The organism is Paraplanobispora siamensis (assembly GCF_016863175.1).
Lineage (GTDB): Bacteria > Actinomycetota > Actinomycetes > Streptosporangiales > Streptosporangiaceae > Planobispora > Planobispora siamensis.
The window spans coordinates 264,347-285,797 of record NZ_BOOJ01000030.1 but is presented as its reverse complement, the minus strand read 5'-3'; the positions used below and the strand labels follow the sequence as shown (position 1 = coordinate 285,797).

At 69.9% G+C, this 21,451-nt stretch carries 16 protein-coding genes; 6 read left to right on the top strand and 10 right to left on the bottom strand.

All coding sequences use genetic code 11. The features are described 5' to 3' along the window. Nucleotides 1-132 precede the first annotated feature (132 nt). From Psi01_RS18820 to Psi01_RS18795, 6 genes are all read right to left on the bottom strand, one after another. The gene (locus Psi01_RS18820) at nucleotides 133-999 is read right to left on the bottom strand and encodes an anti-sigma factor family protein (RefSeq protein WP_204065321.1); all 867 of its coding nucleotides are present in this window, start codon (nucleotides 997-999) and stop codon (nucleotides 133-135) included. After that, nucleotides 989-1,636, bottom strand: a complete 648-nt coding sequence (gene sigM, locus Psi01_RS18815) for an RNA polymerase sigma factor SigM (protein ID WP_275424561.1) — start codon at nucleotides 1,634-1,636, stop codon at nucleotides 989-991. The genes Psi01_RS18820 and sigM overlap by 11 nt, the downstream gene beginning before the upstream one ends. Nucleotides 1,637-1,772: 136 nt before the next feature. Next, nucleotides 1,773-3,296 carry a protein kinase family protein gene (locus Psi01_RS18810; RefSeq protein WP_204065320.1) on the bottom strand — a complete coding sequence of 508 codons (1,524 nt, stop codon included), beginning with the start codon at nucleotides 3,294-3,296 and terminating at the stop codon, nucleotides 1,773-1,775. A 195-nt stretch (nucleotides 3,297-3,491) separates the two neighbouring features. Next, nucleotides 3,492-5,099, bottom strand: a complete 1,608-nt coding sequence (gene murJ, locus Psi01_RS18805; RefSeq protein ID WP_204065319.1) for a murein biosynthesis integral membrane protein MurJ — start codon at nucleotides 5,097-5,099, stop codon at nucleotides 3,492-3,494. A gap of 55 nt (nucleotides 5,100-5,154) precedes the next feature. After that, nucleotides 5,155-7,347: a DUF6049 family protein gene (locus Psi01_RS18800; protein ID WP_204065318.1), complete on the bottom strand. Its 2,193-nt coding sequence runs from the start codon at nucleotides 7,345-7,347 to the stop codon at nucleotides 5,155-5,157. A 46-nt stretch (nucleotides 7,348-7,393) separates the two neighbouring features. After that, a complete protein-coding gene (locus tag Psi01_RS18795; RefSeq protein WP_204065317.1) occupies nucleotides 7,394-7,915 on the bottom strand; it encodes an aminoacyl-tRNA deacylase in 522 nt (173 codons plus the stop codon). A 159-nt stretch (nucleotides 7,916-8,074) separates the two neighbouring features. Between Psi01_RS18795 and Psi01_RS18790 the strand changes: the two genes are divergently transcribed. Both Psi01_RS18790 and Psi01_RS18785 read left to right on the top strand, forming a co-directional pair. Beyond that, complete coding sequence (locus tag Psi01_RS18790) at nucleotides 8,075-9,472, top strand: CCA tRNA nucleotidyltransferase (protein ID WP_204065316.1); 1,398 nt, start codon at nucleotides 8,075-8,077, stop codon at nucleotides 9,470-9,472. Nucleotides 9,473-9,517: 45 nt separating this feature from the next. Next, nucleotides 9,518-10,738, top strand: a complete 1,221-nt coding sequence (locus Psi01_RS18785; protein ID WP_204065345.1) for an adenosylmethionine--8-amino-7-oxononanoate transaminase — start codon at nucleotides 9,518-9,520, stop codon at nucleotides 10,736-10,738. Here Psi01_RS18785 and Psi01_RS18780 read toward each other — a convergent pair. Continuing rightward, nucleotides 10,701-11,990 (bottom strand): MFS transporter, encoded by a 1,290-nt coding sequence (locus Psi01_RS18780; protein WP_204065315.1) that lies wholly within the window; start codon nucleotides 11,988-11,990, stop codon nucleotides 10,701-10,703. The genes Psi01_RS18785 and Psi01_RS18780 overlap by 38 nt on opposite strands. Nucleotides 11,991-12,150: 160 nt before the next feature. On the opposite strand from Psi01_RS18780, the gene idi reads away from it, so the two are divergent. Beyond that, a complete protein-coding gene (gene idi, locus Psi01_RS18775) occupies nucleotides 12,151-12,732 on the top strand; it encodes an isopentenyl-diphosphate Delta-isomerase (RefSeq protein WP_204065314.1) in 582 nt (193 codons plus the stop codon). Nucleotides 12,733-12,827: 95 nt separating this feature from the next. On the opposite strand, the gene Psi01_RS18770 is transcribed toward idi, so the two are convergent. Continuing rightward, nucleotides 12,828-13,907 carry an inositol-3-phosphate synthase gene (locus tag Psi01_RS18770; RefSeq protein ID WP_204065313.1) on the bottom strand — a complete coding sequence of 360 codons (1,080 nt, stop codon included), beginning with the start codon at nucleotides 13,905-13,907 and terminating at the stop codon, nucleotides 12,828-12,830. 27 nt (nucleotides 13,908-13,934) lie between these two features. Then, entirely contained in the window at nucleotides 13,935-14,618 is a 684-nt protein-coding gene (locus Psi01_RS18765) for a PadR family transcriptional regulator (protein ID WP_239127823.1), read from the bottom strand. Nucleotides 14,619-15,713: 1,095 nt separating this feature from the next. Between Psi01_RS18765 and Psi01_RS18760 the strand changes: the two genes are divergently transcribed. Genes Psi01_RS18760 through Psi01_RS18750 form a run of 3 tightly spaced genes read left to right on the top strand, consistent with a single transcriptional unit; the run spans nucleotide 15,714 to nucleotide 20,423 of the window. Next, the gene (locus Psi01_RS18760) at nucleotides 15,714-17,936 is read left to right on the top strand and encodes a transglycosylase domain-containing protein (RefSeq protein WP_204065312.1); all 2,223 of its coding nucleotides are present in this window, start codon (nucleotides 15,714-15,716) and stop codon (nucleotides 17,934-17,936) included. Continuing rightward, nucleotides 17,936-19,252, top strand: a complete 1,317-nt coding sequence (locus Psi01_RS18755) for a glycosyltransferase family 87 protein (protein WP_204065311.1) — start codon at nucleotides 17,936-17,938, stop codon at nucleotides 19,250-19,252. Before Psi01_RS18760 ends, Psi01_RS18755 begins: the two co-directional genes overlap by 1 nt. Before the next feature lie 19 nt (nucleotides 19,253-19,271). After that, the gene (locus Psi01_RS18750; protein WP_204065310.1) at nucleotides 19,272-20,423 is read left to right on the top strand and encodes a putative hexosyltransferase; all 1,152 of its coding nucleotides are present in this window, start codon (nucleotides 19,272-19,274) and stop codon (nucleotides 20,421-20,423) included. Nucleotides 20,424-20,536: 113 nt separating this feature from the next. Here the strand turns inward: Psi01_RS18750 and Psi01_RS18745 are convergent, their stop codons facing one another. Further along, nucleotides 20,537-21,295 (bottom strand): deoxyribonuclease IV, encoded by a 759-nt coding sequence (locus Psi01_RS18745; protein ID WP_204065309.1) that lies wholly within the window; start codon nucleotides 21,293-21,295, stop codon nucleotides 20,537-20,539. Nucleotides 21,296-21,451 lie beyond the last annotated feature (156 nt).

Below are 21,451 nucleotides of genomic sequence, written 5' to 3'. Positions count from 1 at the left end.
CCCGGGCGCCGCACGCCGAAAGACCCGGGCGCCGCACGCCGAAAGACCCGGGCGCCGCCACCGGAAACCCCGGGCGCCGCACACGGAAAAGCCCGGCACGGACGGGATCCGTGCCGGGCCCTGCCGAGGCTGTTACTTCCAGCGGGCGAGGGCGGGCTCGCGCACCTGGTCGCACTCCGGGCCCACCACGTGGACGAGCACCTGGTTCTTGGCCTGGTTGTGCCAGAAGACCATGACGTTGGCCTCCTGCCCGTTGTAGAAGCCCTGGTCGACCGCGAAGGGAGCCGTGCCGACCCTGGCGGCGACCTGGCGCACGCACTGGTCGATCTTCGAGCTCTCCGTCGTGCCACCGGCGTTCACCGGGCCGATGTAGCCCAGCAGCGAACCGCTGAGCTCCTGGTCGGTGTAGTTCCAGTTGCTGTCGGTCAGCTGGTACTTCGGCGGGGCCGCGTCGGCCTGGACACCGATCATGGGATTGGTGCTCGGTCCTCCCGACGCGGACAGCATGCTGGTCGTCACCACCGTGGCGCCGATCACCGCCGCCGCCACTCCCGCCGCGGCGGCGGGCATCGCCCACCGGCGCCGCGCGGCGGCCTTGCGCCGCCTGGCCGGGGTGACCGGGACGACGGTGCCGTCGTCGCCGACGACCCCCAGCCGCACCGGCTCCGGCTCAGGGAGGGACGGGGTCTCCGTCTCCCACGGCGCGTCGCGCATTATGTCGTCCCAGGCCGGTGCTTCCACCAGCCCCACTCCACCTCCACGCAAGCTCTCGGCCTCTGCGGCCAGCGCACGGTCGATCCGGAGCGCGACTCCCATCGGCATCGCCGGGGTGGGAGTCCCCGAGAGCATCTCGCGGACCGCTGCGAGATCGGCAAGGCTCTCGCCACAGGGATCGCAGATCGCGAGGTGCTCGCGAACCTGCAGAGCCGTGGCGGCGTCGAGGAGACCCTCGGCCAGTTCGGCCAGGATCTCCAGGTCGTAGTGCGTATCACCCGTCACGAAGTTCTGCTCCCTTCGCCGATGAGACGCGAGATAGGTCAGATCGGTTCCGCAGATGCGAAAGAATTGGGACAAGTTTGGCTCGGCCGCGCGCGCAGCGGCTTTTCACGGTGCCGCTGGGCACCTGGAGGACCTGGGCTGCGTCCTCGACGGAGTAGCCCATCATGTCCACCAGCACCAACGCCGCCCGCTGGTCGGCGGGCAGCAGCTTGAGCGCGGAGGAGACCTCCATGGAGACCTCGCGCTCGGTCGTCTGGTCGGGCACCGGCGTCTCGCGCTCGGCGGCCTCGATCAGCTCGTCGTCGGCGACGGGGCGCACCGACTTCCTGCGCATGCGGTCCAGGCAGGCGTTCACCACGATGCGGTGCAGCCACGTGGTCACCGCCGCCTCGCCGCGGAAGCTCTCGGCCTTGCGGTAGGCGGAGACGAAGGCGTCCTGTACGGCGTCCGCCGCCTCGTCGGGGTCGCCCAGCGTGCGCAGGGCGACCGCCCACATGCGGTCGCGATGCCGCTTGACTATTTCACTGAAAGCCTGTGGATCCCCGGCGATGTGCCGGTTCAGCAGGTCGGCGTCGGACACGGTCGTCCGTCCTGCCTGCTGATCCGCCGCCGGCGGGGTCTCGGGTGGGGAATTCACAAGGAGAGTCCTGCTATGCCGATCCGGGAGAACACCACTACGGGATAGATGGTGCCACGAAATCTCCGATGATCGGCAAGAAGCCGGGTAAACCAGAGCAAATCACACTGGTATGGCACCATCTGTCACACGGTCGTCACTTGACCGCGAGCACCTTCACCTCGTTCACCTGACCTCGGTATCTGCCCTGGTAGGTGGGGACCTCGGTGAACCAGATCAAGAGATAGCGGCCCTTCTTCGGCGAGTCGAGGGTGAAGGTCTTCTTACCGCCCACGTCGGAGGTCTTGTCGACCACGTCGGTGCCGTCCACGCTCTTGGAGGAGCCGACCCGCAGCTCCACCGTGCCGCCCGAGGTGCCGCCGAAGTCGATCTGGACCTCCTTGACCTGGACGCTCTCCTTCATGTCGATCATCAGGCCGACACCGGTCTTCAGCCGGCCGAAGTCGGCCGAGTCGTAGGTCTCGGAGTGCCAGTCGGTGGAGGACTTGCCGTCCACCGCGTCGGCCGCGCGCTTGTTCTGCTCGTCGTTGTCGCCCAGCGGGTCGAAGCCCGAGGCCGACAGCGACTTCACCTCGCGGGTGGCCGACGGGGCCGAGGACGAGCTGGGCTTGGAGGTGGCGTCCGCGGGCGGCGTCCCGTTGTTGCCGAGATTGCGGCCGAGCGTCCAGGCGCCCAGCCCGACCGCGGTCATCACCAGCAGGACGACCGCCACCATGGCCACCTTGCCGAGCATCCCCCCTCCACCGGCCGGAGCCTGGTGCTGGTGGTGGTGACGGGGGATCGGCGTGACCGGGCGCTGCGCCGTGGGCGGCGCGACGTCCAGCCCTTCGGAGCGGGAGGCGGTCAACTGGGGCGCCGCCGGCGGCGGCACGGGCATGGGGGTGGGCCGGGGCACCGACTCCAGGGCCTCGGCGACTTCCGCGGGGGTCGTCAGCGGGGTCAGGCCGCGCCTGCTCTCGGGCAGGATCGCCCGGCAGGTGATGGTGTCGAGGTAACTCGGTACGCCGGCGGTGACCTGGCGCGGCGTGCAGAAGCGCCCGTCGTCGGTGGGCGCGACGGGCAGCCCGCAGGTGTCCTCGCCCGGCCAGTGGCCGGTCAGCCCGGCGTACAGCAGGCGGCCCAGGCCCTCGGCGTCGGCGCGGGAGGCGTCGTCGACCCGCATGTTGTCGTCGGCCACGCCGACCAGGACGGCGTCGATCCCGAGACCGAGCAGCTTGACCGTGCCGCCGGCCGTCCACACCACGTGGTCGGGGGTCAGGCACAGGTGGGGGATGCCGGCGTCATGGGCGTGGGCCAGCGCCTCGGCGACCTCGGCGACCAGGGCGGCGGCCCGCTCGGGCTCCAGCGATCCGGTGCCGACCAGGTCGGTCAGGGTGTCTCCGCTCACCCACTCGCTGACGACGTAGGAGTGCCCGTCGTCCTCGGTGGCGTCGAAGACCTGGGTCAGCCGGGGGTCGGTCAGCCTGCTGGCCGAGCGGGCGGCCGTCACGACCTCGTTCAGCCGGGGGAAGTCCGGGGCGAAGGTATGGACGGCCACGGGGCGTGCGAGCACCTCGTCCATGGCCTTCCAGAGCGTGGCCCCGCCCGACTCGTGGACCCGGTCCACGAGTCGGAACCTCTCGGCCAGCTTCGCGCCGGGCTCTATCGCGGAGGTGCTCATGACTCCTCCGAAACTGGGAACGCGTCAGCGTCGCGCCCTGCGGGCACGCCGGGACGCCTCACACGATGCCGGGTGGATCCGCCCACGCCCTCCTGCTTCCATTAGCCGCATGTCACCACACGCGTCGCACCATGGTAGTGCCGCAGTGGTTCCACCCGTGTTGTCCTTCTCTGACGAACGAGCGAAACCTCTGGGTTACCGACGTACCCGTCCCGCCACCATTCCAACGAGCGAACTCACCTCGGGGATGCGCGCCCGGTGGGCCACCACCAGGTAGACGAGCATGCCCGCCCCGCCTCCGGCGGCGAGCATGATGGCCGCGCTGAGCGGGCTCAGGGCGGTCAGCTCCTGCGTGAGCCAGAGCACACCGAGGGCGATCAGCGCGCCCGGGATCGCCGCCGTGTACATCCGCGACAGCCCGCCAGCCACCACCCGCCCGTTCAGTCCGCCCGCGCGGCGCGAGGCGAGGGTCCAGGCCACCGCGGTGCCGGCGACGTAGGAGACGGTGAAGGAGAAGGCCAGCCCCATCACGACGTACTGCGCCGGCAGGAAATGGGCGACGGCGAGGCTGAGCGCGACGTTCACCAGCGTGTTGCCCATCCCGACGAAGGCGGGCGTGCGGGTGTCGCCGAAGGCGTAGAAGACCCGCAGCAGCAGCTGGAAGATCGAGAAGGGCACCAGCGCGACCCCGAAGACCTGCAGGACGTTGCCGATGTAGACGGCGTTGTCCAGGTCGTTGTTGCCCCAGGAGTAGATCAGCACGGTGATGGCGGGGCCGAGCACCATCAGCAGCAGCCCCGCGGGCACCAGCAGCACCGAGACCAGGCGCACGCCCGAGGCGAACTCCTCGCGGACCGAGGCGAGCTCGCCCTCGGCCACCGACCGGCTCATCCGGGGCAGCATCGCGGTGATCACCGAGACCGCGATGACCCCGTAGGGGAGCTGGAAGAGCTGGAAGGCGTTGGCGTAGGCGGTGGGCCCACCGCCGGGGGCCTCGTCACCCGCCCCGGAGGCCAGGTTGGTGGTGACCAGGAAGCCGAACTGGGTGATGGCGATGTAGAGGAAGGTCCAGGACGCGGCCCGGCCCATCTCGCCGAGCCTGGCCTCGCGCAGGCCGAAGCGCGGCCGGAAGCGGAACCCCACCCGGTGCAGGGAGATCATCAGTACCAGGCACTGGGCCGCGATGCCCGCGGTGGTGCCCAGGCCGAGCAGGGCCAGGTCGGCGTCGGTCACCCGGTCGACGTCCGCGCCCGCCTCGCCGGCCGTCACGTAGTACAGGACCAGGACGCCGATCATCACGATGTTGTTCAGCACCGGCGCCCACATCGGCGCGGCGAAGCGGTCCCGGGTGTTCAGGATCGCCCCGGCGAGCGCGCCGATGCCGACGAAGGCGACCTGCGGCAGGACGAACTGGGCCAGGATGACCGCGACCTCGATCTTCCTCTCGCTCCAGCCGTCGTCGGTGTAGAGGCCGATCAACGGCCGGGCGAGCAGCACCGCCCCCACGGTGAGCAGCACCAGCGCGATCGTGCCCAGCGTCATCAGCCGCTGCTCGTAGGCCCGGCCGCCGTCGGGGTCCTCCTTCTGCCGCCGGACGATCATCGGGACCACGACGCTGCTGAGGACCCCGCCCAGCAGGAAGTCGAACAGGATGAACGGGATCGCGTTGGCGATGGTGTAGGCGTCGCCCATGTGGGCGCTGCTGAGGGCGGCCACCAGCACCGCCGTGCGGACGAAGCCGGTGACGCGGGAGACCATCGTCCCCGCGGCCATGATGGCGCTGGCCCGCAGGAGCCTGCTCATGCGCGTCCTTCCGTTCTCCGGCCGATTGCTGGTTCCACTGCTTCAGACTCCGGGGTCAGGACTCGTTCCCGGCAGGGACGGCCGTCTGCCGGGCCGGCGCGGCCGCCGCGACGCGGCGCGCCCCCCGGCGGCGCAGGACGCGCATGACCACGGCGGCCAGCATCACCACGAGGGCAGCCCCCACGATGACCAGGGCGAACCCGGTGTAACCCGTGGTGCGCACGACCAGCTTGACCTTCTGGCCGTACTTGCGGCCGTCGTCGGTGGTGAGCTGGACCGTTATCGTGGTCTGGCCGCTGCCCTCGGAGGTCATCGGGATCCTGATGGTCTCGATCTGGTCGCTGAGGATGGTCATCTCGTCCTCGTAGGGCTCGATCTTCAGCAGCTTGGGCGCCTGCGAGGTGACCCTGACTCTGACCTTGACCCCCTTTTCGCTCTTCACCTCGTTGCGGACGCTGATCGGCACCTCGCCGTCGTTACCGGCCAGCGTGCGGAGCTGGGACAGCTCGCTGCCGGTGATCCAGACCTTGGCGATGTGGGCGTCGATCGTCTCCTGGACCCTTTCGACGTACGGCTTGGCGTTCTCGGTCCTGTCCCGCCAGGACGAGGAGGACAACCGCAGCAGCGCCATGTCGAAGGCGTCGAAGTCCTCGTCGACGGTGACGGCCGCGGTCAGGTCCGCGCGGGAGCCGACCCGCCTGACGCTGCCCATGTACTGCTTGCCGAGCTCCTCGCGCCGGTCCTGCTCGGCGTAGGCGAGTTCGCCGCGGGCCGTGGCGGCCTTGGCGGGCCGTACCTCGTCGAGCGGGGTGGGATCCAGCCACGGCAGGCGCGCGGCCGTCTCCAGCAGTCCCGACACGTAGGCCGGATCGGGGGACCAGCGCCGGGGCGGGGCGACGACCACGGTCCTGGGCCCGGTGACCGGCTCGGCGCTGATCATCGCCGTCTCGGCGATGAACCGCTGCCGGTTGAGCTGGGCGGCGCCGGGGGCGGAGGTCGCCGCGCCGAGGGCCTCGCTCAGCACGGCGTCGGCTACCAGCGCCTTGACCGGGCCGCTCACGCTGTGCAGGGTCGCCACGGCGTCGGGGGTCGTCACCGGGACGGCGGCGGTGGCCGTGCCGGCGGAGGTGGTGGCGGTGTCAGGGGACAGCCGGGCGGGCAGGTTCGCCGCGTCCAGCAGCACGGTGTTCACCCCGGCGGAGGCGAGGAGGTCCAGGCCGTCGTAGTCGATCATCCCGCCGACCGGCCAGCCCACGCTGGTCGGGACGTCGCGGCCCAGGATCTCCTTGGCGACCCTTCCGGCGGTGGTCACGCCCGTCCCGGTGACGTCGTCCAGGCCGTTGTGGGCCAGGGCGGCCACGTCGGGGTCGGCGTACGGGGTGGCCACGACGGGCACCTCGGCCAGCGCGGAGCGGAGGTCGTCGAGCCACTGCGCCGTGGCCGGGTCGCCGGGACGGCTGCGGGCCTTGCCCTCGGACTTCGACCAGTGCGTCCGGCCCATGGCCCGCGCGTCGTCGAGCAGGGCGGGGTCGACCATCCAGGTGAGGCCATCGAAGGAGGAGGTGTCCTGGGCGAGCTTGAGCAGGTTGCCCAGGCGCTTGCCGGAGGCCAGGGAGGCGGGCAGGCCCTCGTCGAGGAAGGTGCCGTCGTCGGCCCGGCGCGGCTGGTCGATGAGGGGCAGCACCACCGACAGCCGGGTGCGCGGAACCTTGAGGCCGGGCGGCATGTAGGTGATGAAGGTGCGCTGGACGGCGACCTGCCGGCCCAGGGAGTCGATCACCTCGATCATCAGCGGGTAGACGCCGAACCGGGAGATGCCCAGCGCCCCCGGGGTGAAGGTGTACTCCCAGGGGACCTTGCCCCCGGCCGGGATCGGCTGGGGAAGATAGCGCTCCGTCTGCCAGGCGCCCGGCTGGAAGCCCTGCCCGGTCAGATAGACGGCCATCTGGGCACGCTGGGCGAACGGCTGCGAGGAGTAGTACATCCGGGTGCGCAGGCCGTTCAGCGTCTCGGTGCCGGAGTTGACCACGGACCCGGAGACCTTGATCTCGGCGGCCGGCTCGCGGGCCACCTCCGGGCCGATCGACTCGATCACGACGTGCGTGCTCTGTCTGCTCTGCCGCTCCGCGGTGCCCGTCGCGGCGCCGGCCGCGTTCGTCTGGGCGCTCGCCGAACTCGGAAGAGCCACGGCCGCGGGGAAGAGCAGCGTGGCGGTGAGAACGGCGAGTGCCGCGGCCTTACGGATCACCGGGCGGCCATGGGTCGGAAACGGCGCACGCCCGTAATGCTATGGCCTATCCGGCGAGCTGGACGGTCACTGCCTCATTCCTGGACCGGGGCGGTGAGAGGTCGGCGGCCTTCCCGGAGACGAGTTGCAGCAGGTCGGAGGCGCGGATGAGCAGCGCGGTGTGACGTTCGCCCGTCGGGGTGTGGACGAGTCCGGTGGCCTGGCCGAGCCGTTCGTCCACCAGCACGGTCAGCCCGTCGGGCAGCAGCAGCGGGCAGACCAGTCCGGCGGCGTAGTCGGTGGCGGAGTTGACGGTGAAGGCGGAGGCGGGGCGGACCCGGCGGGCGCCCAGGGCGGCGCCGATCCCCCCGGGCCGGGGCGGGTTGTCGACCGACGAGACGACGGCCACCGGTTCGCGGCCGATCCTCGTGGTCACTTCGAAGACGGAGACGCCCACGCAGGTCGCGGGGTCCGCGGAGAGCACCTCTGGCAGTTCGTCGGCACACGTCAGTGCGCGTGGAAGGCGTACGATCTCATGATGGATCTGGTGCGCGAGGAGCCAGCGGTGGATCGCGAGGGCGTCCTTCATGTATGTCCTCCTTGCCTCGTCGCGCGGCTCCGTCCGGCCCTTGACCGACCGTAGCCTGGTGATCGCTGCATGGCGTATCCCCAGCAGGGAACGTATCCCTAACCGAAGGACCTACCCGGTTTGTCCCTTTCAAATCTGACTGAGAGCCAGCGGCACGGCATGAGCGAGCTGTTCCGGAAGATCGCCCCGGTGGTCGACGAGCTCGGTGAGCTCTTCGCCGGCCGGGGGTACGAGATCGCCCTTGTGGGGGGTTCCGTCCGAGATGTCCTTCTCGGCAGGATCGGCAACGACCTCGACCTGACCACGGACGCGCGTCCCGAGACGGTCCTGGAGCTCATCCGTGACTGGGCCGACTCCATCTGGACGATCGGCATCGACTTCGGCACGGTCGGCGCGCGCAAGGGCAACTGGCTGCTGGAGATCACCACGTATCGGAGCGAGTCCTACGACCCCCGCTCGCGCAAGCCCGAGGTGATCTACGGCGACACGCTGGAGGGCGACCTCGCCCGGCGCGACTTCGCGGTCAACGCGATGGCGCTGCGGCTGCCAGGCCGTGAGTTCGTCGACCCGCACGGCGGCCTGGACGACCTGCACGCCAAGGTGCTGCGCACCCCCGGCCCGCCGGAGCGGTCCTTCGACGACGACCCGCTGCGGATGCTGCGCGCCGCCCGCTTCGCCAGTCAGCTCGGCTTCACCGTGGACCCGGCGACCTTCGCCGCGATGACCTCGATGGCCGACCGGATCGAGATCGTCTCCGCCGAGCGGATCCGCGAGGAGCTGGACAAGCTGATCTGCGGCGCCCATCCCCGCGAGGGCCTGGGGCACCTCGTCCAGTCGGGGCTCGCCGCGCACGTCCTTCCGGAGTTGCCCGGTCTCCGCCTGGAGATCGACGAGCACCACCGGCACAAGGACGTCTACGAGCACACGCTGATCGTGCTGGAGCAGGCCATCGACCTGGAGGAGGGCGGTCCCGACCGCATCCTGCGCTGGGCCGCGCTCATGCACGATGTGGGCAAGCCCAAGACCCGCCGCCACGAGCCCGGGGGCCGGGTCTCCTTCCACCACCACGAGGTGGTCGGCGCGAAGATCACCAAGAAGCGGATGACGGAGCTGCGCTTCCCCAAGGACGTGGTGGCCGACGTCTCCCGCCTGGTCGAGCTGCACCTGCGCTTCCACGGCTACGGCGGCGGCGAGTGGACCGACTCGGCCGTGCGCCGTTACGTGCGCGACGCGGGGCACCTGCTCGACCGCCTGCACAAGCTGACCCGCGCCGACTGCACCACCCGCAACCGGCGCAAGGCCCAGGCCCTGTCGCGCACCTACGACCAGCTGGAGGAGCGCATCGCCCGGCTGGCCGAGGAGGAGGAGCTCGGCAAGATCCGCCCGGAGCTCGACGGCAACGAGATCCAGGAGATCCTCGGCGTCCCTCCGGGCCCGGTGATCGGCCGCGCCTACAAGTTCCTGCTCGACATGCGCATGGACGAGGGCGTCATCGGCAAGGAGGCCGCCACCGAGGCCCTGCGCGCCTGGGCGAGGGAGAGCGGCATCCTCTCCTGACCCCCTTCCCCGCCGGAGCCCGGCGCGTAGGGTGGCGGCGTGGATGTGCTGAGTCTTGATCGCGACCACGTGTGGCATCCCTACGCCGCGGTTCCCCCCGCGGTGCCGGTGCACCGGGTGGTGCGGGCCGAGGGGGTACGGCTGACGCTCGCCGACGGGCGGGAGCTGGTCGACGGGATGTCGTCGTGGTGGGCGGCGATCCACGGCTACAACCACCCGCGCCTCAACCAGGCGGTCAGGGACCAGCTCGGGGACATGGCGCACGTCATGTTCGGCGGCCTGACCCACGAGCCCGCCGTACGGCTGGCGCACCGGCTCGCGGACATGACCGGCCTGCCGAAGGTGTTCCTGGCCGACTCCGGCTCGGTGGCCGTCGAGGTCGCGATCAAGATGGCCTTCCAGTTCACCGGGAGGAGCCGCCTGCTGACGGTCAGGGGCGGCTACCACGGCGACACCTTCGGGGCGATGGCCGTGTGCGACCCGGTCAACGGCATGCACCACCTGTTCTCCGGGGCGCTGCCGCAGCACGTCTTCGCCCCCCGGCCGCCCGCGGAGTACGACGCGGGCTATCTCGCCGGGCTGGCGGAGACGGTCGCCCGGCACGCCCACGAGCTGGCGGCGATCATCGTGGAGCCGGTCGTCCAGGGCGCGGGCGGCATGCACTTCTACCACCCGGCCTATCTGCGCGGGCTCCGGGAGCTGGCCGACGAGCACGGCGTCCTGCTGATCGCCGACGAGATCGCCACCGGCTTCGGCCGTACCGGAGAGCTGTTCGGCTGCGACCACGCCGGGATCCGGCCCGACATCATGTGCCTGGGCAAGGCGCTGACCGGCGGCTATCTCTCCCTGGCCGCGACGCTGTGCACCGAGCGGGTGGCCGAGGGCATCGGGGTGCTGATGCACGGGCCGACGTTCATGGGCAACCCGCTGGCCACGGCGGTCGCGGGGGCCTCGCTCGACCTGCTGGCCGAGCGGCCCTGGCGCGAGGAGGTCGCCTCGATCGGGAAGGGGCTGACCGAGGGCCTGGCCGGGGTCGCGGGCCTCCCCGGAGTGAAGGACGTGCGCGTGCTGGGGGCGATCGGGGTGATCGAGACCGCTGCTCCCGTCGATGTCTCGAAAATTCAGGACATCGTGATGCGGCACGGCGTCTGGCTCCGGCCGTTCGGCCACCTGATCTACACCATGCCGCCCTACGCGATCGGTGACGACCTGGAGCGGATCACCACCGCTATGACGGCTGCGGCGCGGGCACTCGGCGCGGCGTGACGACGCGGTAGAGGATCGCGCCCGCGATGTATCCGGCGGTGATGAGGCCGAGCACGAGCAGCGACCTGCCGTTCGGCGGCAGCAGCAGCGCCGCCAGGGCGGCGGCCAGTACGTAGCTGCCGTTGAAGAGCATGTCGTAGATCGAGAAGGCGCGGCCCAGGTAGGCGTCCTCGACGTCCCGCTGGACCGCCGTGTCCGCGCAGATCTTGATGCTCTGCCCGGCGATGCCGAGGATGAAGCCGCCGACGGCGAAGCCCCACTGCTGGAACGGCGCGCACAGCGCGAACGTCAGGACCCCGGCGGTGACCAGCATGATGGGGACCCACCGCTCGATGCCCAGCCGCTCGGTGGCCCACGGCGTGACGAGCACGGCCAGGAAGTAGCCCACCCCCGACGTGGCGACCACCACGGTCACCGCGTTCAGCGCCTCCTCGGCGTTCTCGGCGAAGTAGTAGCGCGAGAGCATCACCAGCATCGCCGTGCACATGCCGTACATGAACCGGTGGGTCGCCATCGCGCCCATCGCCGCGGCGGCGGCCCGGTGGTGGACGATGTGCCGCGCGCCGTCGGCCAGGCCGCTCAGCACGTGGCGTACGGCCTCGCGGGCCTGGGGCAGGTTCGGGTCGTAGGCCGGGCCGAGCAGCTCACGGCGCATCGTCCTGGCGATCAGCGCGCTGACGCCGAAGATGAGACCGGAGACGACCATCAGCACGGCGATGCCGTGGTCGTCGGCCCCGAAGATCTTCCTGAGCAGGAAGCCGGCGCCCACGCCGACGAAGGTCAGCACGGTGCCCGAGGTGGGGGTGACCGCGTTGGCCACCATCAGCCGGTCGGACGGGACGACGTGCGGGAGGGAGGCGCCGAGCGCGGCGAGGAAGAAGCGGTTCACACCGAGCACGCACAGCGCGGTGACGTAGAAGAGCCATTCGGGCGCGTCGAAGGCGAGCAGGGCGGCGGCGGCCAGCAGGAGCGCGCCCCGGATCAGCGGTGCGACGACCAGGATCTGCCGCCGGGACCAGCGGTCGATGAACACGCCCGCGAACGGCCCGAGGACGGAGTACGGCAGGAGCAGCACCGCCAGGCCCGAGGCGATCTGGGCGGCGCTGGTGCTGCGCTCCGGGCTGAAGAACGCCAGCCCGGCCACCGCGAACTGGAAGATCCCGTCGGAGAACTGCGAGACCAGGCGGGTGCTGTACAGCCGCCGGAAGTCCCGCCCCCGCAGGACCACGCGCAGATCGGATACGAATGACACCCGATCAGCCTACGGTGGCCACCCCCATGGGACATCGGGAACATCCCTGAGTTTTCGCAGGACGCGCAGGCATATCGACGTCATGTGACATATGCACACCTTTCGCCATGTATCGCTGATCAGGTGTAATAACCCTGCATGATCACGTACCCTCGATCGAGTGACATCTGATGAACGCGTTGTGCTTGTCGACCCGACGGGAAACGCGATCGGTACGGCGCCCAAGTCCGAGGTGCACGGCCTCGACACCCCGTTGCACCTGGCCTTCTCCAGCTACGTGTTCGACGAGCACGGAAGGGTGCTGCTCACCAGGCGGGCCCTGCACAAGCTCACCTGGCCCGGAGTGTGGACCAACACCTGCTGCGGCCATCCCCTGCCCGGCGAGCCCCTCCCGGAGGCGGTGACCCGCCGCCTGTCCTACGAGCTGGGTCTGCGGGTCTCCCGGATCGACCTCCTGCTGCCCCGCTTCTCCTACCGGGCGGTCATGGACAACGGCATCGTCGAGCGCGAGCTCTGCCCGGTCTACCGGGCCGTCGTCTCGGGTGAAGCCGCGCCCAACCCCGAAGAGGTCGACGACGTGCGCTGGATGCCGTGGAAGGAGTTCGCCGACGACGTGCTCTGCAACGACATGCCGATCTCCCCGTGGTGCCGCGAGCAGGTGCCCTACCTCGACAACCTGGGTCCCGACCCGCTCGTCTGGCCGGCCGCCGACCCCGCGGACCTCCCCGCCGCCGCCCGCTGACCGGCGGTCCTGTCCCCGCGGGCGAGACCCGCGGAAAACGGGAGAGCCCCCCGCCCCGGGCAGGGGCGGAGGGCTCGGTGCGGAAAGGGCGGGCGTCAGCGCTCGACCTCGCCGCGGATGAACTTCTCCACGTACTCGCGGGCCTCCTCGTCGGAGTACTGCTCCGGCGGGGACTTCATGAAGTAGGAGGAGGCCGACAGGATCGGGCCGGCGATGCCGCGGTCAAGGGCGATCTTGGCGGCGCGGACGGCGTCGATGATGATGCCGGCGGAGTTGGGGGAGTCCCAAACCTCCAGCTTGTACTCCAGGTTCAGCGGGGTGTCGCCGAAGGAGCGGCCCTCCAGGCGGACGTAGGCCCACTTGCGGTCGTCCAGCCACGGCACGTGGTCCGACGGGCCGATGTGCACGTCGGCCTTGCCCATCTCGTGCGGGATCTGCGAGGTGACCGACTGGGTCTTGGAGATCTTCTTGGACTGCAGGCGCTTGCGCTCCAGCATGTTCATGAAGTCCATGTTCCCGCCGAAGTTGAGCTGGTAGGTGCGCAGCAGCTCCACCCCGCGGTCCTCGAACAGCTTGGCCATCACGCGGTGGGTGATGGTCGCGCCGACCTGGGACTTGATGTCGTCACCGACGATCGGCACCCCGGCCTCGGTGAACTTCTCCGCCCAGACCGGGTCGGAGGCGATGAACACCGGCAGCGCGTTGACGAAGGCGACCTTGGCGTCGATGGCGCACTGGGCGTAGAAGCGGTCGGCCTCCTCCGAACCCACCGGCAGGTAGGAGACCAGCACGTCGACCTTGTTGTCCTTGAGGACCTGGACGACGTCGACCGGCGCCTCGTCGGACTCCTCGACCATCTCGCGGTAGTACTCACCGAGACCGTCGAAGGTGTGGCCACGCTGCACGGTGACGCCCAGCGGCGGCACATCGCAGATCTTGATGGTGTTGTTCTCCGAGGCCACGATCGCCTCGGACAGGTCGCGTCCGACCTTCTTGGCGTCGACGTCGAACGCCGCGACGAACTCGACGTCCCCGACGTGGTAGTCGCCGAACTTGACGTGCATCAGGCCCGGCACCCGGGTACCGGGGTCGGCGTCCCTGTAGTAATGCACGCCCTGCACGAGCGACGAGGCACAGTTGCCCACACCGACAATGGCTACGCGCACCGAACCCATGGCACTCGCTCCCCTTGTTCTGATCGGTCAGTTGTCCTCCGGAGCAGTCGATCGCTCCGGAGCATCGGTACCGGACGCGGACGTCCGGGGTGTTTCTTCTCGCGTGGCCTGCTGCCCGCCGCTCTCTCCGGCCTTCTCCTCGGTCCCGCGCTCCTCTGACCCCCGCCGTTCCGTGGCGATCAGCTCGTTGAGCCAGCGCACCTCCCGCTCGACCGACTCCAGGCCGTGGCGCTGGAGTTCGAGCGTGTAGCTGTCCAGACGTTCCCTGGTGCGGGCGAGGGCGGTGCGGACGGCGTCGAGGCGTTCTTCCAGGCGGCTGCGGCGGCCTTCCAGGATGCGCAGGCGGACCTCGGCCTCCGTGTGCCGGAAGAAGGCGAAGTGGATGCCGAAGCTCTCGTCCTCCCAGGCGGAGGGACCCGCCTGGGTGAGGAGCTCCTGCAGTCGTTCCTTCCCTTCGGCGGTCAGCCTGTAGACGATCTTCGACCGGCGGCCGGTGAGGGGAGCGGCGCTCTCGGGAGCGGGCTCCTCCTCGGTGATCAAGCCGTCGGTCAGCAGCTGGCGCAGACAGGGATAGAGCGAGCCGTAGGAGAAGGCCCGGAACATTCCGAGGAGAGCATTGAGTCGTTTGCGCAGCTCATAGCCGTGTAACGGAGTCTCGTGCAGCGACCCGAGCACGGCGAGCTCCAGCACGCCACCACGTCCACCGGCCACTGGAACCACCACCTCTCGTGTCGATGTATCGAGCCGATACATCTGGAGGATACGTCGACTCAACATATCTCGGCAATCAACGACTTTCCCAAGAGGTTGGGAGCAAACGCTAAAAAGCCGTAGTCTGGCGCGTATGTGGTCACATGGAGCGGTAGTGAGCTGTGGTTCACACGCGCCCATGACCCTTGGCGAATACGGGGAATTCCACGTCTGTATGGGAGAGGTCTGCCAAGGTTGCTCCCAGAGCAACCTGACGGTCTCGCTCGTCCGTGGGAATGGAGATCCCCCTGAAGAGGTCGGCTACTAGTGAGCCAAGGCGCTGAGATCTCCCGGGATCGGAAGGTAATCTCACCCGCCTGCACGCCGTTGTAGACACCGATGACCGAACGAGGACGCGTGAGTTACAGCAACAGCTATGACCCGGAGCCGAGCGGACGCCAGCAACGTCCGGACGGATCGGCTCGCCAGGGGCGGCGCCGTCGCTCGAACCCAGGAGCCGCTCCCCGTACCGTCCCCTCCCCCCCGCCGGGCCAAACCGGCGGTGTGGGCAGGAGCGTCCCGCAGCCGCCCCAGGGGCGGCCGGTCCAGGGGTCCGACCCGCGTCACGGCGGTCCCGTCCCTCCGCAGGGCGGCCCGGCGGGCATGGCTCACCCGCCCCGGCCGGGGCAGGTTCCGGCGCCCAGGCAGGGTACGGCCCCCGGCCGGCAGGTCCCGGGGCGGCCCGATCAGAGGCAGCCGGATCAGGGGCAGCCCGGTCACGGTCAGCAGGGCCCGGCACAGCCCGGCCGGCAGCAGGGTCCCGGTAGACAGGGCCCGGATGGCACGCGTCAGCGGGACACCGGTCCGAGCGGCCGCCGTCAGGAGGCCGCCTTCGAGAGCACCCAGGCCATGCTCGCCGCGGGCGCGGGAGACGGCCGTCCCCCGTCCGGCGCAGGTGACGCCGGAGGCAGGGGCGGACGCGGCGGCCGGGGTGGCCGGGGTGGCCGCGGCGGAGGCGGAGGCGGGCGCGGCGGCGAGGGCGACGGTCCCAAGAGCCCGGACCGCGGTCCCGGGCGTCAGGGCTGGAAGCGCTTCGTCCCCAGCTGGAAGATCGTCATGGCGAGCCTCGTGGTCCTCGCCGCGGGCGTCTTCGGCATGGTCGCGGTGGCCTACGCCAACACCCCCGTCCCCCAGGACACCCAGGACACGGTGAACGACCGGGGAAGCATCATCTACTACGGCGACGGCAAGACCGTGCTCGCACGGCTGGGCGTCAAGCGCACCCCGGTGACCATCGACAAGATCCCCAAGCACGTCCAGGACGCGGTGATCGCGGCGGAGAACCGCAGCTTCCGCGAGGACGGCGGCGTCGACTTCTCCGGCATGGTCCGCTCGGTGTGGAGCACCGTCAGCGGCGCCCAGGTGCAGGGCGCCTCGACCATCACCCAGCAGTACGTCCGCAACTACTACAAGGGCATCACCAAGGAGGTCTCGATCCAGCGGAAGATCAAGGAGATCTTCGTCGCGGTCAAGGTCAGCCGCGAGCTGGACAAGAGCGAGATCCTCACCCGCTACCTCAACACCATCTACTTCGGCCGGGGCGCCTACGGCATCCAGGCCGCGGCCAGGACCTTCTTCGGCAAGGACGTCTGGGAGCTGTCCGCTCCCGAGGCCGCCTACCTCGCCGGCCGCATCCAGAACCCGAGCAGGTTCGACGTCCTGGAGAAGGAGAAGAACTTCGCGGCCACCAAGGAGCGCTACGGGTACGTGCTCGGCGGCATGGCGCTGATGGACCCGGGCGCCTACGGCAAGTACAAGGACACCCCGTTCGAGAAGCTGAAGTTCGCGCCGGTCAAGGTCCCCGAGATCAACCAGGGCCTGCGGGGCTACATGCTCAACATCGTCCTGCGCGAGCTCGAGAGGTACGGCATCACGGAGGAGGCCCTGGAGACCGACGGGCTCCGGGTCGTCACCACCTTCGACAAGAAGATGATGGAGACCGCCAGGGACGTGGTGAACGCCAAGACCGCGGGCCTGGACCCGACCATCCACGCCACGATGGCCACGGTGGACCCCAAGAACGGCCGGGTGCTCGCCTTCTACAGCGGTGACGACTTCACCAAGGACTTCAACAACCGCGCCTTCGACGCCACCAAGCAGGCGGCGTCGGCGTTCAAGCCGTACGTCCTGGCGGCCTGGCTGGAGGCCGGTCACTCCCTGGAGAGCTACGTCGACGGCAAGAGCCCCATCAAGATGCCGGGCACCACGGAGATCAGGAACTCGGGCAACCAGAGCTTCGGCGCCATCAACATGGTCAAGGCCATGGCCAGCTCGGTGAACACGGCCTTCGTCCAGATGGGCGACGCCGTCGGCCTCGAGGAGGTGGCCAGGATCGCCAAGGAGGCCGGGGTCGGCGAGCAGGCCAAGGGCAACCCCAGCTACGGCGGCAAGAACGGCGTGGACTACGCCGTCGACGAGCAGAAGTACCAGGTCACCATCGGCAGCGCCTCGGTCACCGCGGTCGAGCAGGCCGCCGGTTACTCGATCTTCGCCAACGAGGGCAAGCACGTGCCCTGGCACACCGTCAAGGAAGTGAAGAAGGTCGGCGAGGGCGTCTTCATCGAGGAGCAGCGCCCGCAGAGGCAGGTCATCAGCCCCGAGTCCGCGGCCGACGCGACCTACGCCATGCAGGCCGTGGTCAAGAGCGGCACCGGTGGCGCGGCGAACCTGGGGTCGCGCCCGGTGGCCGGCAAGACCGGTACCAACAACGGCTACAAGGACGCCTGGTTCGTCGGTTACACCCCGCAGCTCGTCACCGCGGTCGGCATGTCCAAGGACGTGCCGTACACCATGGACGGCAAGCGCAGGCTCAAGGTGGACAAGTACGGCCTGCCGAACCGGAAGATCAAGACTGTCCTCTGGAAGGAGGAGGAGATGCCCTCCTTCATCGGAGGAGGCGGCACCCCCACCCAGATCTGGCACGACTACATGGCCGCGGTGACCGCGAAGTACGAGATCGAGCAGTTCCCGCCGAAGGCCGGCGTCGGCAGCCCGAACAACCTGGCCACCCCCAAGCCGACGCCCAAGCCCACACCCACCGACCCGTTCGGCAACGACAACGGCGGCGACTTCGACTGGCCGCCGGACGGCAACGACAACGGCAACGGGAACGGCAACGGCAACGAGTGGGACACCCCCGAGGGCCGCGAGTGCGTGCCGTGGGACGGCTCGTGCGACACGCAGGGCAACAATGTGGGCACCGGGCAGGATGACGGCTCCGGTACCGCTCCGGGAGCGGCGGTCATGCCGAGCCCCGCACCGAGTGGCCGCCGGCCCTGATGAAGAGCATCGACTCGGTCCGGGACCCGCTGCCCGGGTTCGGCGCCCGCGCGATCCCCTACGTGCCCCTGGCCCTGTTCGCAGGGCTGGGGGCGGTCCTCGCCTACCTGTGGAAGTGGCCCTGCCGCTTCAACGCCGCCTGGAACGACGGCACGCTGCAGTTCACGAACTTCTGCTACACGGACATCTACCCGCTGTGGTGGAACGAGCGGCTCAACGAGGGGCAGGTCCCCTACTTCGACTATCCGGTCGAGTATCCCGTCGGCATCGGCGGGATCATGGAGTTCTTCCGGCGCATCATCCCGGGTGACCCGGGCAGCACGCAGGCCGGGACCACGTTCTACGACCTGACCGTCATCCTCATGGCGATCTGCCTGGTCGTCGGCGTGCTCATGATGGCCGCGCTGGCCGGTCCGGCCCGCCGCTGGGACGCGCTGTGGTACGCCCTGGCCCCGGCCCTGATCCTCACCGCCTACATCAACTGGGACCTGGCCGCCAACGCGCTCGCGCTGGGCGCGCTGCTCGCCTGGTCCAAACGGCGGCAGTGGCTGGCCGGCGTGCTGCTGGGCCTGGCGATCGCCACGAAGTTCTATCCGCTGATGTTCCTGGGCCCGCTGTTCCTGCTGACCTGGCGGACGGGCCGGTGGAAGCCGTTCCTGCAGACCCTCGGCGGGGTGGTGGGCGCCTGGCTGGCCGTCAACCTCCCGATCATGATCCTCGCCTTCGACGGCTGGAAGCGGTTCTACGTCTTCAGCCAGGAGCGCCCGGCCGACTGGGGCTCGCTCTGGTACTTCTTCAACCAGAAGGGCTGGCCGCTGCTGGGCGACCCCGACCGGCTCGACACGCTGGGCGTGCTGTCGCTGGGCGCGTTCTGCCTGGCGATAGCCGTGCTGACGCTGACGGTGAGGGAGCGGCCGCGCCTGGCGCAGCTGTGCTTCCTGACGCTGGCCGCCTTCATGCTGACCAACAAGGTCTGGTCGCCGCAGTACGTCCTGTGGCTGATCCCCTTCGCGGTGCTGGCCCGCCCCAACTGGAAGCCGATCGCGCTGTGGATGGTGGCCGAGTGCTGGTACTTCTTCGCGATCTGGCTCTATCTGGTGGGCCTGCAGGAGGGTAAGGCCCACCTGGGGATCGCGGGCGACACGTACTTCACGGCGGTGTGGGGCCGCGCGATCACCATCCTGATCATGATGGCGTTCGTGGTCCGGGACATCCTGAAACCGGAGCACGACGTCATCAGGAAGGACGGGAGCGACGACACGGCCGGCGGCGTCTTCGACGGCGCCCCCGACCGGTTCCGGATCGCGCTCGGCTGATCCCGGGTACGCGCACAGCATGACCGCCCCCGCCGTGCCGCCACGCGCCGCCGTACCCGGACCCGAGCGGGAACGCGCCGCCGCGGCCGGGGCGCTGGTGCTGTGGGCGACGTCCCGGCTGGGGATCCTCGTCGCCGCCGTGCTGGTGGGGATGAGAGCGACGTTGCATGGAGTGAACGTTGATCCTTTCCTGGAGCGCTGGACGCACTGGGACGCCGAGCTGCTCGGCGTCATCGCCGAGCACGGGTACGACGGCGTCCCGGGCGGCGACCCGGATCCGGGGCTGCCGGCGTTCTTCCCCGGCATGCCGCTGGTGCTGCGCGCGGTGAACCTGATCACAGGAGACTGGACGATCGCGGGTCTGGTCATCTCCTTCGTGGCGGGCGCGGTCGCGGTGGTCGCGCTGGCGCGGCTGGCCGAGTTCGAGGGACCGCCCGGGGCCGGGTGGCGGGCGGTGCTGGCCCTGCTCCTGTGGCCGATGGCGGTGTTCCTGTTCGCCGGGTACAGCGAGTCGCTGTTCCTGGCCTTCGCCATCCCGGCCTGGCTGGCCGCCCGCAAGGGGAACTGGACACTGGCCGCGGCGCTGGCCGCAGGCGCCTCCTGCGTGCGCATCACCGGCCTGTTCCTGGCGCTCGCGCTGATCGTGGAGTTCGTCGCCCAGCACCGGCCGGTACGGCAGGCGCCCTGGCTGGCGCTGCCGTTCCTGCCGCTGCTGGCCTACTCGGCCTACCAGTACGGCAGGACGGGCGACTGGCTGGCGTGGAAGCACGCGCAGGAGGCCGGGTGGGGCCGGACGATGGTCTGGCCGTGGGAGTCGTTCGTCACGACCTGGGACGCGGCGATGGGGACGGGGCAGTACGCCTGGGCGTTCCGGCTGGAGATCGCCGGGGCGGTCGTCGGGGTGACGCTCGTGCTGGTCCTGCTCTGTCTGCGGCGGTGGAGCGAGTTCGTCTATGTCGGGCTTCAGGTGGGGGCGCTGATCTGCTCGGCCTACTATCTGTCGATCCCGCGCTCGGCCCTGCTGTGGTGGCCGCTCTTCCTGCTCATGGCCCGCCTGAGCACCCCGGGACCGCGCTGGAGGACGGCCGTCATCGCCGGATACGCGATGGTGCTGGGCCCGCTGATGGCGCTCAACATCGTGGTCTTCACCGAGGGCGCCTGGGTGGGCTGAGCCGGGCGCCCGGTACGGCCGAGCTCCTTACCCCGTTCGGGATGGAAATAATCCAGGGAAGTTATCCACAGGCTGGGGATTGTCCACCGGGTCTGTGGATCAGGGCCTGTGGATCACAGGCTCTTCCTGAGGAAGGCGATGTCGTCGGCCTGCCCGGCCGACGGGGTCTCCACCACGATCGGCGCCCCCGCCTTGCGGCACACCTCGAGGATGAGGGCGGTGTCGATCTGGCCCGAGCCGAGGTTCGCGTGCCGGTCGGCGCCGGAGTCGAACGCGTCGCGCGAGTCGTTGCAGTGGATCAGGTCGATCCGCCCGGTGATCGCCATGACCCGCTCGACCACGTCGGCCAGTTCCTCCCCGCCCGCGTGGGCGTGGCAGGTGTCCAGGCAGAAGCCCACGTCGAAGCCGTCGAGCGCGTCCCACAGCCGGGCGATGCGCTCCAGCTTCCTGGCCATCGCGTTGCCGCCGCCCGCGGTGTTCTCGATGAGCACCGGGACCTCGTGCTCCTCCATGCGCTCGAACACCTTGCGCCAGTTGTCGAAGCCCTTCTGGGGGTCGTCGCCGGCGTTGACGTGGCCGCCGTGGACGATCAGCCCCCTGGCGCCCAGCTCGGCCGCCGCGGCCAGGTGCGCGCCCAGCAGCTTGCGGCTGGGGATGCGGATTCGGTTGTTGGAGGTGGCCACGTTGATCACGTAGGGCGCGTGGACGTAGACCTCCACGTCGGAGTCCTTGATGTCCCGGGTCCGCTCGCCGATGACCGGGCCCTTCCATCCCTGGGGATCGCCGAGGAAGAACTGCACCACTTCGGCGTCGCGCGCCCGGGCGTGGGCCAGCGGATCGTCCTGGTCGACATGGGCTCCGATGCGTGGCATGTGTCCGAGCGTAGTCGTTTTCCCGCTCACGCTCGGGGTCGTTTCCCGTCCGCGCCCGGGACCGCTTTCCCGCTCACGCTCGAGGTCGTTTCGCGGCACCGTCTCAGGGCAGTCGCAGGACGCGCCCCACCGCCCGCCCCCGCGGGCCGTTCCCCC